16 protein-coding genes are annotated in these 14,103 nt (G+C 71.5%); 3 read left to right on the plus strand and 13 right to left on the minus strand.

Translation table 11 applies throughout. The annotated features are described in order from the left end of the window. The first annotated feature begins 12 nt into the window (after positions 1 to 12). The 3 genes from ABZU91_RS06495 (at position 13) to ABZU91_RS06505 (ending at position 4,286) form a co-directional block, all read left to right on the plus strand. Positions 13 to 2,859: a BTAD domain-containing putative transcriptional regulator gene (locus ABZU91_RS06495; protein ID WP_355234887.1), complete on the plus strand. Its 2,847-nt coding sequence runs from the start codon at positions 13 to 15 to the stop codon at positions 2,857 to 2,859. Further along, positions 2,856 to 3,764, plus strand: coding sequence for a DUF2637 domain-containing protein (locus ABZU91_RS06500; protein ID WP_355234890.1), 909 nt, complete (start codon positions 2,856 to 2,858; stop codon positions 3,762 to 3,764). The genes ABZU91_RS06495 and ABZU91_RS06500 overlap by 4 nt, the downstream gene beginning before the upstream one ends. 360 nt (positions 3,765 to 4,124) lie before the next feature. Further along, positions 4,125 to 4,286: a hypothetical protein gene (locus tag ABZU91_RS06505; protein WP_355234893.1), complete on the plus strand. Its 162-nt coding sequence runs from the start codon at positions 4,125 to 4,127 to the stop codon at positions 4,284 to 4,286. Positions 4,287 to 4,358: 72 nt separating this feature from the next. Here ABZU91_RS06505 and ABZU91_RS06510 read toward each other — a convergent pair whose 3' ends face one another. From ABZU91_RS06510 to ABZU91_RS06570, 13 genes are all read right to left on the minus strand, one after another. Continuing rightward, a complete protein-coding gene (locus ABZU91_RS06510) occupies positions 4,359 to 4,994 on the minus strand; it encodes a hypothetical protein (RefSeq protein ID WP_355235738.1) in 636 nt (211 codons plus the stop codon). A 208-nt stretch (positions 4,995 to 5,202) separates the two neighbouring features. After that, a complete protein-coding gene (locus tag ABZU91_RS06515) occupies positions 5,203 to 5,595 on the minus strand; it encodes a hypothetical protein (RefSeq protein ID WP_355234896.1) in 393 nt (130 codons plus the stop codon). Then, complete coding sequence (locus ABZU91_RS06520) at positions 5,592 to 6,239, minus strand: hypothetical protein (protein ID WP_355234899.1); 648 nt, start codon at positions 6,237 to 6,239, stop codon at positions 5,592 to 5,594. Before ABZU91_RS06520 ends, ABZU91_RS06515 begins: the two co-directional genes overlap by 4 nt. Next, complete coding sequence (locus ABZU91_RS06525; RefSeq protein ID WP_355234902.1) at positions 6,239 to 6,673, minus strand: hypothetical protein; 435 nt, start codon at positions 6,671 to 6,673, stop codon at positions 6,239 to 6,241. Before ABZU91_RS06525 ends, ABZU91_RS06520 begins: the two co-directional genes overlap by 1 nt. 11 nt (positions 6,674 to 6,684) lie before the next feature. Then, positions 6,685 to 7,035 carry a hypothetical protein gene (locus ABZU91_RS06530; RefSeq protein ID WP_355234905.1) on the minus strand — a complete coding sequence of 117 codons (351 nt, stop codon included), beginning with the start codon at positions 7,033 to 7,035 and terminating at the stop codon, positions 6,685 to 6,687. Then, on the minus strand, positions 7,032 to 7,505 hold the full coding sequence (locus ABZU91_RS06535) for a hypothetical protein (RefSeq protein ID WP_355234907.1): 474 nt from the start codon (positions 7,503 to 7,505) through the stop codon (positions 7,032 to 7,034). Before ABZU91_RS06535 ends, ABZU91_RS06530 begins: the two co-directional genes overlap by 4 nt. A gap of 92 nt (positions 7,506 to 7,597) precedes the next feature. Then, on the minus strand, positions 7,598 to 8,206 hold the full coding sequence (locus ABZU91_RS06540; RefSeq protein ID WP_355234910.1) for a hypothetical protein: 609 nt from the start codon (positions 8,204 to 8,206) through the stop codon (positions 7,598 to 7,600). 1 nt (position 8,207) lies between these two features. After that, the gene (locus tag ABZU91_RS06545; protein WP_355234913.1) at positions 8,208 to 9,194 is read right to left on the minus strand and encodes a DUF932 domain-containing protein; all 987 of its coding nucleotides are present in this window, start codon (positions 9,192 to 9,194) and stop codon (positions 8,208 to 8,210) included. A gap of 175 nt (positions 9,195 to 9,369) precedes the next feature. Continuing rightward, positions 9,370 to 9,927, minus strand: coding sequence for a hypothetical protein (locus ABZU91_RS06550; RefSeq protein WP_355234915.1), 558 nt, complete (start codon positions 9,925 to 9,927; stop codon positions 9,370 to 9,372). Continuing rightward, complete coding sequence (locus ABZU91_RS06555) at positions 9,924 to 10,559, minus strand: hypothetical protein (protein ID WP_355234918.1); 636 nt, start codon at positions 10,557 to 10,559, stop codon at positions 9,924 to 9,926. Before ABZU91_RS06555 ends, ABZU91_RS06550 begins: the two co-directional genes overlap by 4 nt. A gap of 80 nt (positions 10,560 to 10,639) precedes the next feature. Further along, positions 10,640 to 11,788 carry a hypothetical protein gene (locus tag ABZU91_RS06560; RefSeq protein WP_355234920.1) on the minus strand — a complete coding sequence of 383 codons (1,149 nt, stop codon included), beginning with the start codon at positions 11,786 to 11,788 and terminating at the stop codon, positions 10,640 to 10,642. Between the two features lie 429 nt (positions 11,789 to 12,217). After that, the gene (locus ABZU91_RS06565; RefSeq protein WP_355234923.1) at positions 12,218 to 13,270 is read right to left on the minus strand and encodes a M23 family metallopeptidase; all 1,053 of its coding nucleotides are present in this window, start codon (positions 13,268 to 13,270) and stop codon (positions 12,218 to 12,220) included. Next, positions 13,258 to 14,073: a replication-relaxation family protein gene (locus tag ABZU91_RS06570; protein WP_355234926.1), complete on the minus strand. Its 816-nt coding sequence runs from the start codon at positions 14,071 to 14,073 to the stop codon at positions 13,258 to 13,260. Before ABZU91_RS06570 ends, ABZU91_RS06565 begins: the two co-directional genes overlap by 13 nt. Between the last annotated feature and the right edge of the window lie 30 nt (positions 14,074 to 14,103).

The following is a 14,103-nucleotide window of genomic DNA, read 5'->3' on the forward strand; positions in this document are numbered from 1 at the left end:
GGACAACTCCGCATGTCCCGCACCTTCGCCGCCATCGCCCGGACCGTGCGCGCCCTGCTCGCACTCGCCGTGCTGGCCGGCTTCACCGCCGGGGTGCCGTGGCTGCTGACCGTCGCGGCCGGCTGGCCCCTCGATTGGATCGGCTGGTCGCAGCCCGACACTGTGCCCACTCTGACCGACCTGCACGCCGCGATCACGAGCCCGTGGTCCGACAACATGGTCTTCGCGCTGCTGGCCACGATCGGCTGGGTGCTGTGGGCACAGTTCCTGCGCGACACCACCATCGAGATCATCGAGATGTCCGGCGCCGCGTCGGCTACCCGGCGCGGACAGCCCCGTCCACCGGCGAGGCGACGCGGCCCGATCCGGTGGGTCGCCGCTGTCCTCGTCGGCGCGATCGTCGGAGCCGTGCTGTTCGACGCCGCCCGCGTCGTCACCAGCGCCCCTACGGCGAGTGCGGCTGCCGCCGATGCCGCCGCACGCCGCCCGGCCTTAGCCGTCGTCGCCCCGGCACACCCCGCCGCCCCGCCGAACGTGCAGCACGGCCCACGCCCGGCGCTCACCATCGGCGTGTCCGCCACCAGCGCCACCCTCCCGCTCGCCACCCACCGAGACAGCCCCGCCGTCCCGTCCTGGGCACGCGACGCCCCCGGCGGGACACACCGTGTCATCGCCGGAGACAACCTGTGGGACCTCGCCGAGAAGCACCTCGGCGACCCGCACCGCTGGCGGGAGATCTACAAACTCAACCGGGGACACGAGCAGGCCAACGGTTACACCCTCACCGACCCCGACGAGATCCACGTTGGATGGGTACTCGCACTTCCCGCCCGCGAGGCCGCAGCAGCAGCTACTCCACCCCACACCGAGGGCTCCCCGTCCGGCAGCCCTGGTGCCACCGCGCCCGAGGCCGACGAGACCGTTCCGGCCGTGCCGCCGCCTGCGCCGCCGGCCACAGCCACCCCAACCCCCGGCACCCCGGAGCCGAGCACCCCTTCACCGCCTACCGCCGAACCAGGCGCACCAGCCGACTCGGCCGATGTCGCCACCCCCGGGCCGGACACCGAGCCATTTCACGACCAGCCGACCGACGAGGCCGGAGTCACGCTGCCGGCGCAGGGCTGGGTCAGCCTCGGCCTGGCCGCCGCCATCGCCGCCGTAGCCGCTCTGCTGCGCCTGCAACGACGCCGCCGCGCCCGGCTGGCCTTCCCGGTATCGGTGAGCACCGCGCCGCAACGCTCCCCGATGCCGCCGTCTCTGGCCCCCGTCGACATCATCTGCAGTCGCTACCTCGGCTCCAGCGGCGACGACCACCGCCCCGCCAGCCCCGCCGTTGCGGCACCCATCGGCGTCGACTCGGACGGCACCGAGATAGGCCTGTTCCACCTGCCCGGTCCCGGCGTCGCCCTGCACGGCGACGGAGCCGTACCAGCGGCCCGCGCAGTCCTCGCGTCCGTCCTGACCAGCGGCGCGGTCGAGGCAGCCACCGCCCGCCCAGTGGTGGTCACGACCGCCGACCTACTCGCCCGGCTACTACCCGAGGACGCCCCGGCGGTCGGGCTGGACCCCGATGGCACCGCCTACGACGGAGAACGCCTCGTCGTGCTCGCCGACATCGCCGCGGCGGTCACCCACGCCGAGGAGGAGATGATCGGCCGGCGCCGGCTGCTGGACACCTTCGACGCCGAGACGATCACCGACCTCAACGCCCGCACCGACCACGCCGAGACGCAACCGCCGTACGTACTGCTCATCGAGTCCAGCCCTCGGCACGCCGCCCGACTCCAGGCCGTCGCCACCCACCGCGCCGCCCTGGACCTGCACCCCGTCATCCTCGGTTCGAACGATGGCATCCCCACCGTTGAGATCAGCGCCGAGGGCACCGCCACCGGCGACGAACCGCATCCGGTGACCCGGCTGTCCACCCTCGGCGCGGATGACCTCGCCGCCGTCCTCTCCATGCTCACCGACGCGCTAGCCCGCCCCGAGGCCGGCGCTGACGTCGACGACCCGCCCGCCGAGATCTCGCCGGCCGCGGTGACCGTCGAGACGAACGAGGCGGTACCGGTCCAGCCCGAGGACGCGGCGGCCTTGGTCCGCCTTCGGGTGCTCGGCCCGGTCACCGTCGCCACCGACGCCGGGCCGATCGCCACCGGAATGCGCAGCGGCTCCTACACCGCGCTCGCCGTACTCGCCGCCCACCCCGCCGGCCGCACCCTCGACCAGCTCGCCGCCGACCTGCACCCCAACGCCGACCCGGCCGCCGCCGTCAAACGCGTCCGAACCGACGTCACCTCCGCCCGGCGGGTGCTGCGCGCAGCCACCGGCCACGAGGAGCACATGTTCATCGTCTACGACCCGGCCACCGGCCGATACCAGCTCGACCCCGAGACCGTCACCGTGGACCTCTGGCAGATGCTCACCGCCATCGACCAGGCCACCACCACCGACGACGAAGCGACGATGCTGGCCGCGCTACGCCGGGCGGCCCAGCTGTACGCGGGCCACTTCGCCGAAGGCCACGACCACACCTGGGCCACCGACTACGCCACCAGCTACCGCCACCAAATCCTCACCGCCTACGCCCGCATCGCCGAAATCCTCGAACCCGACCACCCCGACCAGGCCATCGAAGCCCTCGAACGCGCTGCCGAACTCGACCCGGTCAACGAGGAGCTATGCCAGCGGATCATGCGTATCCACGGCAGGCAGCAGCGACCCGACGCCGTGCGGCGCACCCTGCGCCGATTGGAGGAACGCCTCGCCGACCTCGGCGACGCCGAACCGTCCCAGGCCACCCGCCGCGTCGCCGAACGGCAGCTCCGACCCGTCGCCCCGGCCAGCGGAGGACGGCCATGAGCGAAACCCAACTCCGGCGGATGCAGTGGGCGGTGCGGGCGACGCTGGCCCTCGGTGTGGCCGCCTCGGTCACCGCGAACATCCTGCACGCGCAAGCCAACCCGATCTCCCAGGCCATCGCGGCGTGGCCGCCCCTGGCTCTGCTGATCACCGTTGAGCTGGTCACCCGCGTCCCTGTGCACCGGCGGGCACTCGGTGTCCTGAGAGTCGCCGCTGCCTCGATCATCGCCGCCATCGCCGCCTGGATCAGCTACCACCACATGACAGGTGTGGTTGCCCGCTACGGCGAGACCGGCACAGTGCCCTATCTCCTGCCCCTGTCGGTGGATGGGCTGATCATCGTCGCATCGGTCTCCCTCGTGGAACTCGCCGCCCGCCGCCGCGAACTCGAACGCCCACCACACCCGGCAACGACCGAGGCGCCGCACACACCACGCCCGACCGCCCACTCAGCAACGGCACCGGCGAAGCCGATGTCGAGCACCAGCGGTGCCGTGCCGGCCGTTCCAAGTTTCCCGCCCGAGCGCCCGCCCGTCGACATCGACGCCGACACGTCGCACCCCGACGAGATTCCCCATGCCGCCGCGCACCCGGCAGGTGGGTCTCGACCGGACGACGGCGGGGGCGACCACGACCCTGACAACGATCCGCACGACGACGACCCCGATGAGGCTGACGAGGTTGACAGAGACCTCGCCCCAGATTTGGTGCCGCTGCTGCCCGCTGCCCGCGCCGCCCGCGCCGAGCTAACCCGCGAAGGCCAGACCGTCAGCCGCGACGCCCTCGCCCGACGGCTGCGCCGCAACGGCCACTCCATCCGTAACAGCGGCGTTTCCGCGCTGCTCGCCGCGCTGCGCCGGGAAGAACGCCCGATCAACGGCTTCCGACCCCCTACGGCCGTGTAGCGCACCGACATCGGCTCACCACGCACGACCACACCCGCGAGGAGGCCACGTAGACGAGTCCCCTGACAGGCCAGCGCCGCCCTCGCAGCGCTGCCCGCCCTGGCGCGTCGAGTGCCGCGACTGCGATACCGGTCCCGGCTCGCTGCGCGCCACCCACGCCGTTAAGCCGCGATCCGAGCCGACGCCCGGCGATGACGCGCACCACCGCATCCAGCATCGACAATGCCTTCAGGCAGAGCCGTCGGTCCCTGCCCCAGGTAGCGGCCACCGGCAGGCTTGATCGCTCTACCGAGGTCGACGTGGATAGATCCGGATGCCCGACCGGGGCACCCTGCCACACCCTGTCAGGAGGAACTAACCATGACCGACCAGCCACTCGCGCCTCGCACTGTCGAGGTTGATGCCGATGTGTACGACGTGCTGGAGCGCACCGCCGCCAGCCGAGACACCGACATCAACGGCGTGCTGCGCTACCTGATCGAGGTCCCGACGCCTCGCACTGGCTCGGACGACGAGGACTGACCGAGCCCAAAGCGGCGGGTGCCGCCCGGTTTCCGCCATCGTGGACCCGGGCGGCACCTGTCGCTCAGGCGTCTATCGGAGAGGGGCGTCGCTTGCGTTGGAGGCAGCGGCGAGGAGCCTTTGAGCGGCACGCGGCGTGATACCGAGCTGCTCCGCGAGGGTTACGCCAAGGCCGCGCCGGTCACGCCCGGTGGCGTCGACCTCGGTCAGTAGCGCGATCGCGGCTTGAAGACGTGGGTCGTCGGCGTATGGGTGCGGCTTGCGGGCACCGGTCGTTCCCGGGGTACGGCCGGTGGATTGGCGTCCTGTGCGGGCGTCGGCCACGGCCCACACGGTGCGCCGGTACCACCGGCGGCGGATTCGCCCGTCCGACAGTTCCTCGACGTGGTCGGGATGGTCGAGCAGGGTGTCGGGCAGGTTGCGGTACGAGCCGTAGCCGAGGACCTTCGCCGCCGCGCCCGAGCCAATGAGATCCTCCGGGTTGCCGCGGCGGTCCACCTTCGTCAGCTCGGCGCGTTTCGCGGCCTGGTGCGCGGCGTGGAACGCCTCAATGTCGTCGAGCCAGAACCAGTCACGGCCGTTATGGCGGAAGCTTTCGGGGAAGCCGAACCGGGCGCGGTGGCGGTGCCAGTGGTTGACCGTGGAGTACGCCGCCCCGGTATGCGCGGCGACGCCCGCCCGGTCGAGGGCCTTCCGTCCACCGATCATGCGTCGCGCCACGCTGTCATCCTCCCTCGGGAAACTCGCTGCGGCGCCGCGTGGTCGAAGCGGGTGCGCTCTTCGCCTTAGGATCGGCGACGCGCCCGACCCGGGTGGAGGCGGTCGTGTGGTCCGCAGGCGGCCCGGGATGGGTGAGGTGGCCGGCGGGATCGCAACTCACCCTCGGGTGTGCCCGCCGGCCACCGACCCACCCGGTCTACATGTGCGGGCGCAGCAGCCGCCACGCCACCTGCGCCATCCGGTCGATGCGCAGCGCGGCCAGTTTCATCCGTGTGGCGGGTTTCAGCGCGTCGTAGACGGTCAGGATCGCGGCGGCGGTGGTCATGTCCACCATCACCCCGTCGATCTTGCGGCAGTTGCCGCGTGTTACTTCGCGCAGCACCTCGATGACACGGGGATCGCCTGCGGTGGCGTCGTCGGGTAGCGCGTCGAACTCGACCAGTCCTTCGCAGTCTGGGCAGGTGACGAGGTGCGGGTCGTCGGTGATGCGGGTCAGCGGTACGTCGTCGGCTGCGCACACCGCGCCGAGGCGGCGTCGGGCCTTCGCGTGGGTGAACGCCGGCCTTCGGTGCGGTGCGGTGTCGGTCATGAGGTTGCCTCCGTGCCCGGCCAGATGCCGAGAGGATGGCCGGGAATGATGCGGCCTCGTCCGGGCGTGAGGGTGTCGAATACCTCGGAGTAGGTGGCGTGCAGCTCCCCGCGAACGCGTACGAGGTGTTTGCCTCGGGTGAGCTTGGCGGGTAGCGCGTCGACCACGCGGCGGATCAGCCCGTAGAGGGCCTCGATGAGGTCGGCGCAGCCGTGGCAAGTCGCACACCGTTCACCCCACGCCTGAGTGACAGCGTGCTCGGTGTCGGTGCGGCGTACCCGGGCCGCCGCGTGCCGAGACCGGTAGTCGCTGACGCTGATGACTCGCGCGGTGACACGTCGGTGCTCCCTGAATTGGTTGGCGCATCGGTAGATCCAGGCCGCGTCGGGCGCGGAGCAGAAATCGCACTCGATGATCGGGTTCGGGATCTCGGTGACGGGCACCGGCTCGGGGTCGTGGTCGCCGTTGTCGCCGCGCTTGTTGGCGTGCTGGTACGTCACCATGCCGAGGTCGTTGATGTGGATGCTGACGCCGCGTCGGCAGCGGCGGCAGTATGGCGACTCCAGCAGCGGCGCCGTGGTGGAGCCGAGCGCAGCTCGCCCAATTGGCTCCCCGGACCGGTCGGTCTGCGGAAGGTGCGGCATCACCGTTCACCCCCGCCCTGGTTGCGGGTGTTCGGCGAGCCGGTCTCGGCGACGCCAGCGGTGCCGGATGGGTTGAGGGTTAGCCCGAGGCGTAGCCGGCTGAGGTCGACCAGTCGCCGGATCAGGCTCACGGTTCCGACGCTGAGGTCGGGGTCGTAGTCGTGGGCGATGCGGCAGGCGTCGCGCAGGGCCACACAGGCGGTGGTGAAGGCGGCCTCCAGGGCGGCGTGGTCGTCGGCGCGGGTGCACCTGACGACGTGATCGGCCGGGAAGGTGCGCTCGATGCCGCCGGGGAAGCGCAGCGTGTAGCGGCGTGCGTAGGTGGTGTGCGGCGTGGAGTAGGTGACGTCGGTGATGGTGCCGAGGCGGTGTTCGGTGGCGTCGGCGGGGGTGATGACTCGGGCGGTGTCGCCGTATTCCATGGAGCGGTACATCGGTGCTCCGTTCAGAGGCCGGGGTGGGAGGGGTTGGTGGGGTGGTCGGTCTCGCCGTAGCCGTTGATCTCGAGAGCGATGAGGCGGTCGTCGGTCTCGGTGGTGTCGGCGTGCAGGTAGAGGTCGGCGGCGCGGCGTTTGACGCCGATGGAGACGCCGTGCACGTCGAGGACGACGTAGGCGGATCGGTCGCCGGGTTCACCGGGGTAGACCCGCAGGTTGAGCCGGGTCAGCACCTCGACGCAGACTGGGTCGACCGCGCCGAGCAGAGCGAGCGCCCTGGCGAGCTGCTCGGCGCTGACCGTGCGTTGCCCGTCGCCGATGCCGTCGGTGTTCTCGGAGGGGTCGATCGAGGTCGTCATGCCGGCTTCCCGTTCTCGCCGCTCGCCTCGGGCTCCGCGGTGGAGTGGGAGGTGGGTGGGAAGGTGGTGGCGATGGTGTCGCCGAGGACGCCGCCGCCGAGTTGGTCGGTCAGGGCCGCGAGGCCGATGAGGGCGGTGCCGAGGGCGACGGCTTGCGTCGGGGTGCAGCGCACGCGGACGCGGGAGCCGTCGCCGGTGCGGGCGCGGACCTCGACGTGGCGTCGCCGCCATAGTGCGGCGGGCTGCTCGGTGTCCGGCTCGGCGATGACGGTTCCGCGCATGGCCTCGCGCAGCGAGGCGCGGAGGAACTCACGCCGGCGCATGGCAACCGCCTCGTAGCGTGCGGCCGTGTTCGTGAGGACGGTGCGCTCGTCGCCGGTGGCGCTGGCCGCGAGGGCGCGGGCGCGTTCGGCTTTGCCGTTCGCCTCCGCGAATTCGACGGCGACTGCGAACAGGTTTTCGGGTCTCATGGGTGCTCCGCGATGATGTCGAAGGGGATACCGCCGGGGCGTGCCGCGCGGCCCGGGGTGCGACCGTGGCCGCGCGGCACGTCACCGGGTGGTCAGGGATGAGCGGGTGGTGGCCCGTCGGCACCGTCCGGGGTGGCTGGTGCACCGGCGGTCCCGTCCGTGTCGAACGGCGGTGCGGCCTTGATGTGGGGTAGGCCGGGGTCGAGTTTCTGGCCGCTGCGGTCGAGGCTGAGCGCCCCGTACGCGGTCAGGTGCGCGCCGACGGCGAGAGCCTGCGCGCCGGTGAGTAGTACGACGAGGCGGCGGCCTTCCGTGCTGTAGGTGTGCAGCTCGACGTGGCCGTTGGTCAGCGGCCGGACCGGCAGGAACCGCTCGACCGTCGCCCCGCCGGGTGCGGTCGCCCAGATCGCTGAGCAGAGTGCGTTCCACTGCTCGTTGACGAGGGCTTCCCAGTGCTCAGCGCGGGCGATCAGGTGGGCGTGTTCGGCTTCGCTGGTCGAGTGTTCTGCCATCGCGCGGGCGACCTCGGCCGCCGCGTGGTGAGCGCTCACTCGGTTGGCCAGTCCGATCAGGGAGGTGGCGGTGGGCTCCGGCGCGAGCGTTGGCTCGGCGGTGGGCGTGGGGACGGGCGCGGTGCCGGTGGCGGGGTGCTCGCCGGTACCGGGGCCGGGCGTGGTGGCCCGGCCCCCGTGCCGGGCCACGTCAAACCGCCAGCAGCTCGAACGCGCGGGCCTTGAGGTCCGCACCGGCACCGATCAGCGCCCGCGTGGCGCGGGCGAGGTCGGTCTTGGCGGGGGCGAAGTGGTCCACGTACTCGGTGATGGCCTGGAAGCCGGCCCACCGGGTGCCCTTGATCGCCTTCTGCGTGTCCGCGTCTCGGATGAGGTACCGCAGCGTTGCCGTGCGCTGCTTGGAGTTGTTCTTCGCGATGTCGGAGGCGTCGTTGGCGAGGGGCCACACCTGCGCGACGATCTTCTCGAACTCGCCCATGGTCAACGACTCGTTGATCATTTTTTCGGCTTCGGTCTCGAAGTCGCCGAACGCCTTCCACATCAGGCCGAGGGCCTGCCGGGCCTCGGCGATCTTGCTGGTGACGTTCGAGGTGTGCCGGAAGGTGTACGAGCTGACCGACCGGGCGAAGGCCAGGTTCTGCGTGTTCTTGCAGACGATCCGTACGGGGGTCGCATCGAGGCGTAGGGCGGCGGTGCCGTCGTGGGAGGTGGTGGCCGCGAGGTAGAGATCCATGTCGTCCACCCCGGCGATCTGCATCGCGGTGGGCAGTTTGAGGGTGACGAAGACCGAGCGGCCCTTGCGCATCGAGCCGGCGGTCTCGAAGTGCGCGCCGGAAGCGTCGACCAGGAGGTTGAGGGTCTCGGCGACCTGCTCGTTCTGGACCACGCTGTAGTCCTCGCCGACCACGCCGAGGTACTCCGTCTCACCCGTGACCGGGTTGGTCCGCACGGTCATGTACTTGTCGGTGCAGTCGACCTTCGTCACCCCGCGCTCGGTGACCTCGATGCCCTGAAGGGCGATCTTGCGGACCTCCCAACCGCCGAGCCACGCCTTGCTCATGACCTCCTCGGCGGTCATGCACTCGTCGGCCACGGTGCCGAGCTGGTGCCAGGCGGTCAGCCGCGCGGAGGCGAACGCTGTCTGGCCGTTCGCGAGAGTTTCGAGTTCGTGTGCCACGGTGGCACCCCTTCCGGTTCGTGGGGTTTCGGGCGGGCGGTGCGGCCGGGGGTCGCAATCCCCCGGCCGCGCCGTCAACAGCAATGGTTCCTACCCTCCACGGGTCGATCAAGGCGATCGGGTGGAGTCGATGAAGGTTTCTGCGGCGAATCTGACGCCCGCCGCCGGGCGCGGCCTACCGGGTGTTGGCGACCGGGCGTAGCAGCCCGTTCGGGCCGTAGGCGTACGCGTGAACGGTTTTGAACGGGGCCGGGAGGTACACGGTGAACCCGTGTTCGGGGATGAACCGGGTCCGGTACGCGCGGGTGATGCCCAACAGGTACCGGTCGGGTTTGTCGCCGTGCGACCCCGGTGGGATGATGCCCGCCCCCGGACGGTCGGCACGGGCGCGGCGGTGCCGCCCGAGCGCGAGGTGCGGGCACAGCGACAGTGCGGCGGTCATGCAGTCGGGGTGCCCCGGCGGGTCGGCGTAGCGCATCAACTCGGCCGCGCGAGGTCCGCCGAGGAACGCCACCCAATAGCCCATCGGCTCACCGCACAGCGAGCACCGGCGCTCGATGGCGAGGCGGGTCGAGGTGGTGGTGTTGATCGTGGTGAAGTCCGCGTGCGACCCGCCGCCGGTCGGGTCGGGGTGAATGTTGACCGGTGGGATAGGCAGGCCGCGCCGTGCGTCGTGGGGACGCGCGGCCAGCGCGGGCGGCAACTCTGGCACCTCGCCGGACGGGTACGTCATGACCGGCCGCCCAACGGTCCGGGACGGCTGTCCCTGATGACGAGGTCCGGGTTGACCGCGCGCACGAGACGGGCCACCTCGTCCCACCCGGCCGCGTTGAACACGTGCACGTCGGCCGGCACCTGCGCAACCCGCAACATCGTCAGGACGTCACCGGCGCTGTCCGCGTCGTCGAACACAATCAGGAGGTCCGCGCCGAGAATCGCGTAGACCCGGCCGCGATCGGGCGGCCACGACAGCGACGCGGCGCTCCGGTGTGCGGCGAGCCACCAGCCGATGAGGTCGGCCGGGTCGCCGTCGGGGGTGTCGGTGTCGTAGCCCTCGCCATCGAGCCACGCGAGGTGATCGGTGACGGTCCAATCGGGGTGAGCGAGCCACGTCTGCCGGACGGCTTGCCACAGGGTCAGCCGGGCCGGCGCGCCCACCGGGTCGGCCGGTTGCGACCCGTTCGGGCCGGGCACCGGGCACAGCGGCGTGCCGTCGGTGTGTGACGCGCCGGGACGTGCGGCGAACCCGTTCAGGGGCCAGTCACGCGGCGGCACCAGCCGGGCCGGTTGCTCGCATTCCGGGCAGCGCAGCGACCCCGGGCCGGCTGTCTGCCCGTGGTCGGGGTGAATGTGCGGGGTGGTCATCGGTCGTCGTCCCTTCCGGTTATTGGGGGCGTGCGAATGCCGGGGCCGGGCGTTGTGCCCGGCCCCGGCGGGGTGATCGGTCAGGCCGCGACCGGGACGGCGGCGGCCTCGTCGGTGCGGGCCTCGTCACCGGCGGTGGTGTCCTTGGGCGGGGTCATGAACGCGCGGACCTCGGCGGTCGGGGCGGGGGCGTCGTCGGCGAGGGCGTAGGTTTCCGGGGCCTCACGGGTCAGGATCAGCACCCCGGACCCGGTCAGCTTGTCCATGCCGTTGCGGACCGCCCCGGGGCTGCGTCCGCCGATCTCACGGGCGACGGTGCCGGGGGTCACGTCGTGGCCGGGGCCGAGGTCGCGCATGAACGCCTCGACCCGGTTGCGCAACTCGTTCTTGCCCAACTTCGCCGACCCGTCGCTGTTGATCTCACCGGTGGTGCGGCCGGTTCCGGCGGCACGTCGGACCGAGGGGCGGCGGATCTTCCGGGTGTGCCCGCACGTCGGGCACGTGGTGTGCGTCGGGGCGTTGGCCGGGTCCACCGTGGCGAGGTCACCGTCGGCGATCACCCACAGTTCGTCACCGTCCTCGGTCACCGGCAGGCGACGGGCGGCACCGGCAACCTCCATCGCGGCGAGGATCGTGTCCCCCATCGCCACCGACAGGCCGCTCTCCCCGATCGCCGCGTCGGCCGTGACGCCGTCCGGGTGCCCACCCAACACACCCGCCATGATCAACACTTTGAGGTCGGGCTGACGCGGGCCGACCGGTGCCCCGGACACGGGCGCGCCCGACACTGGGGCCTCGGGCAGCGTCTCGTCGGCCGTGTCCGCCGTCGTGTCCGTGCCGGCCTCGTCGCTGGCCGCGTCGGTCGACGGCCCGGCCGCCGGCTCGTCGGCGGTGGCCGGGCCGTCGTTGTCGGCGGTGGGCTCGTCGGCCGCGTCCGGCGTCGCGTCGGTCGCCGGGGCGTCCTCGGCCGTCGGGTCGGTGGTGGCGGTCGGGTCGGTGGCGGTCTGCCAGGTTTCGGCGCTCTTGCGGTTGCCCTTGGCCGGGTCGGGGGTGCGGGTGGCGGTCCCGGCGGCTTCCATGGCGGTGAGCGCCTCGGTGACGACCGGTAGCGGCAGGTTCGCCTGTCCGGCCAACTTGCGGGCGGTGACGCCGGGGTAATCGCGCAGCGCCTCGGCGACGGCGGACCGGGCCTCGTCGGTGCCGGGGGTGAGAACGATGTTTGCGGTCATGGCAATACACCTCCACATAAGGGGTCGACAAATAGCGATTCCGCGTACGCGTGATGCGTATTGTTTGCGGTTCCGCCGGGGCGGTTTTTGTTGCCCACGTCCATGGACCCTCTGCACCGGATGATTGTCAACCCCGTCGCGCAAGACTCTTTACGGGGACCACGCCGCGCCGCTTCCGTTCTCGATTCAGGAACCGCTACCGCCACCCGGAACGCCATTTAACGGCCCCGTGTCCGACGCTGCGACGCGTTCGGCGCGGCTCCCTAGTGCCGCATAGGGTGCGCGGTGCGGGGGCCGCTCACACCGTCTTACGGGGACGTGTTTTCCGGGTTGAAACGACTACGCCGCGCGCCCGGCGGACCGGACGCGCGGCGCTCACCGCGACCGATGCGAGCCTTCTCGGATTGTGCGGAAAATCACTTCATGAATTTACAGGGCCACGCCTTTTTGGCGCATGAAAGGAACCGGGTCAACAGCGTTGTACTCGGTGGCGGTATTGCCTTCGTGGATCTCGTAGTGCAAATGCGGGCCGGACGAGTTTCCGGAACTTCCGACGTGGCCGATTGGCTGCCCAGCGATCACCGTCTGTCCTACTCGGATAATCGGTTGTCGCACCATGTGGCAGTATCGCGAAACGATGTCGCTGGAGTGTCGGATGTCGGCGTACCAGCCGCAACCGCCGAGCCCGGGGTAGCCGTCACGGTCGCACGGCATCGGGCCGCCGGTGGGTTCCCACGAGTCGCCCCCGATGTTGCACCGCACGCGTACCACCACGCCGCCGGACGCGGCACGGATGATGGTGCCTTTCTCGGCCATGATGTCGACCCCGTCGTGGCCGGGCCGGTCGCCGGTACGGAAGCCGGAACCGGCCGTCCCCGCCACGGGGCGGGTCCACCCGGAGGCACTGATCGGCGCACCGTCGCACACGGGCAGCGTTCCGCCGGTGTACGCCGTCACGATCTCGGTTGCCCGTTTCTCGTGTTTGGCGTAGGCGTCCGGGTACGCGGACCGTTGCACCTTCTGTGCGGCTTCGGTGAGCGGTAGCCGTTCCCAGCCGGGGACGGTGAGGAGACGCTCGTAGAACGTCCCGGCGGCGTATTCGGGGTTCGTGATCTGTGCCGGGGTGCCCCATCCTTGCGACGGTCGCTGTTGGAACAGCCCCAACGAGTCATGGTCGTTGTTCGGGCCGAGGTCGCCGTGGTTGATCAACGAGGATTCTTGGAGGGCGGTGGCAACCGCGACCACCCACCCGCGCACCGGTACCCGCGACCGCTCACCCACGGTCACGATCACCGAGGCGTTACGGGCTTGCTCAGCCGATAACCCCGCTGGGGTGGCACCCGGCGCGGTGACCGCGCCGACGCAGCTACCCCCGCCACCGCCGCCGCCGAACACCGAGGAGACGACTCCGGCGGTAGCGGCCGTGAGCAGTAGCAGCAACCCGGCGACCCCGGCCGCGATCCAGACCGCTACTCGTCCCACGGCGCGCCACCGTCCCCGCCCGGTGCGGGCAGCTCGGCCAGGCTCACCCGGTCGGGGTGCCCGACGATGCGCCAGACCGGCCCCGCCGGACCGGGCGCGGCGGCGTGGTCGGCGGTGGCGGTGGCGACGGTCAGCCCGTCCGGCACCCCGGTCCGCCGGAGGTGGGTGTGCAGGTTGGCCTCACGGGCGGCGGTGGGTAGCCAGAACAGCACCGGGTACGCGCGGCGGGGCGGTAGTGCGGCGTAGCCGGTCAGCTTGCCCACCACCCGGCCCAGCGTTTCGGTGCCGAGGTCAGCCTCGACCCAAAACGGCACCGCCCGCCCGTTGTCGGCCCACACGCCGTGTCCGTCCGGGCGGACCAGGTTGCCGCACGCCTCCCGGCAGCGTGCCTCGTTCCACCACCGCGCCAACCGCGCGCCGGGGTGCGCACGTGTGTGACCGGTGAGCGCGACGAAGAACCCGTTCACCGTGAGCAGGTGCGCCAGCGTCGGGGACATGGCGAGTCGTGCGGTGGCGTCGCGCACAACGGCCGGACGGGGCAGCGCGTCGCCTCGTCCGGCCGCGATGAGGGCCGCGCCGACCGGGCCGAGGGTCCACCGCCAGCATTGCGAGCCGGGCCGCTGGTAGTGGCGGAACCGGTCGAGGATGTCTCGATCATGCAGGGTGTTGAGGCGGTTGCGGGCACGGCCGACCGAGCCGAAGGCTAGGTCGACGAGTTGGTCGGTGGTGAAGGTTCGGTGCTGGTCAAGCAGGTCCAGGAGGTGCCGGTCTCGGGGGGTGAGTCGGCCGAGTTCGGCGGCCACGACGGACGCCGTGAGGCGAGGACTGCCGGT

This window comes from Micromonospora sp. NPDC005174, from assembly GCF_040608495.1.
GTDB lineage: Bacteria > Actinomycetota > Actinomycetes > Mycobacteriales > Micromonosporaceae > Micromonospora.

Coding starts and splice junctions, on each gene's coding strand:
- ABZU91_RS06520 (WP_355234899.1), bottom strand. CDS start 6,239: ATGCCGCACCTTCCGCAGACCGACCGGTCCGGGGAGCCAATTGGGCGA.
- ABZU91_RS06525 (WP_355234902.1), bottom strand. CDS start 6,673: ATGTACCGCTCCATGGAATACGGCGACACCGCCCGAGTCATCACCCCC.
- ABZU91_RS06500 (WP_355234890.1), top strand. CDS start 2,856: ATGAGCGAAACCCAACTCCGGCGGATGCAGTGGGCGGTGCGGGCGACG.
- ABZU91_RS06510 (WP_355235738.1), bottom strand. CDS start 4,994: ATGATCGGTGGACGGAAGGCCCTCGACCGGGCGGGCGTCGCCGCGCAT.
- ABZU91_RS06505 (WP_355234893.1), top strand. CDS start 4,125: ATGACCGACCAGCCACTCGCGCCTCGCACTGTCGAGGTTGATGCCGAT.
- ABZU91_RS06530 (WP_355234905.1), bottom strand. CDS start 7,035: ATGACGACCTCGATCGACCCCTCCGAGAACACCGACGGCATCGGCGAC.
- ABZU91_RS06495 (WP_355234887.1), top strand. CDS start 13: ATGTCCCGCACCTTCGCCGCCATCGCCCGGACCGTGCGCGCCCTGCTC.
- ABZU91_RS06560 (WP_355234920.1), bottom strand. CDS start 11,788: ATGACCGCAAACATCGTTCTCACCCCCGGCACCGACGAGGCCCGGTCC.
- ABZU91_RS06515 (WP_355234896.1), bottom strand. CDS start 5,595: ATGACCGACACCGCACCGCACCGAAGGCCGGCGTTCACCCACGCGAAG.
- ABZU91_RS06535 (WP_355234907.1), bottom strand. CDS start 7,505: ATGAGACCCGAAAACCTGTTCGCAGTCGCCGTCGAATTCGCGGAGGCG.
- ABZU91_RS06555 (WP_355234918.1), bottom strand. CDS start 10,559: ATGACCACCCCGCACATTCACCCCGACCACGGGCAGACAGCCGGCCCG.
- ABZU91_RS06550 (WP_355234915.1), bottom strand. CDS start 9,927: ATGACGTACCCGTCCGGCGAGGTGCCAGAGTTGCCGCCCGCGCTGGCC.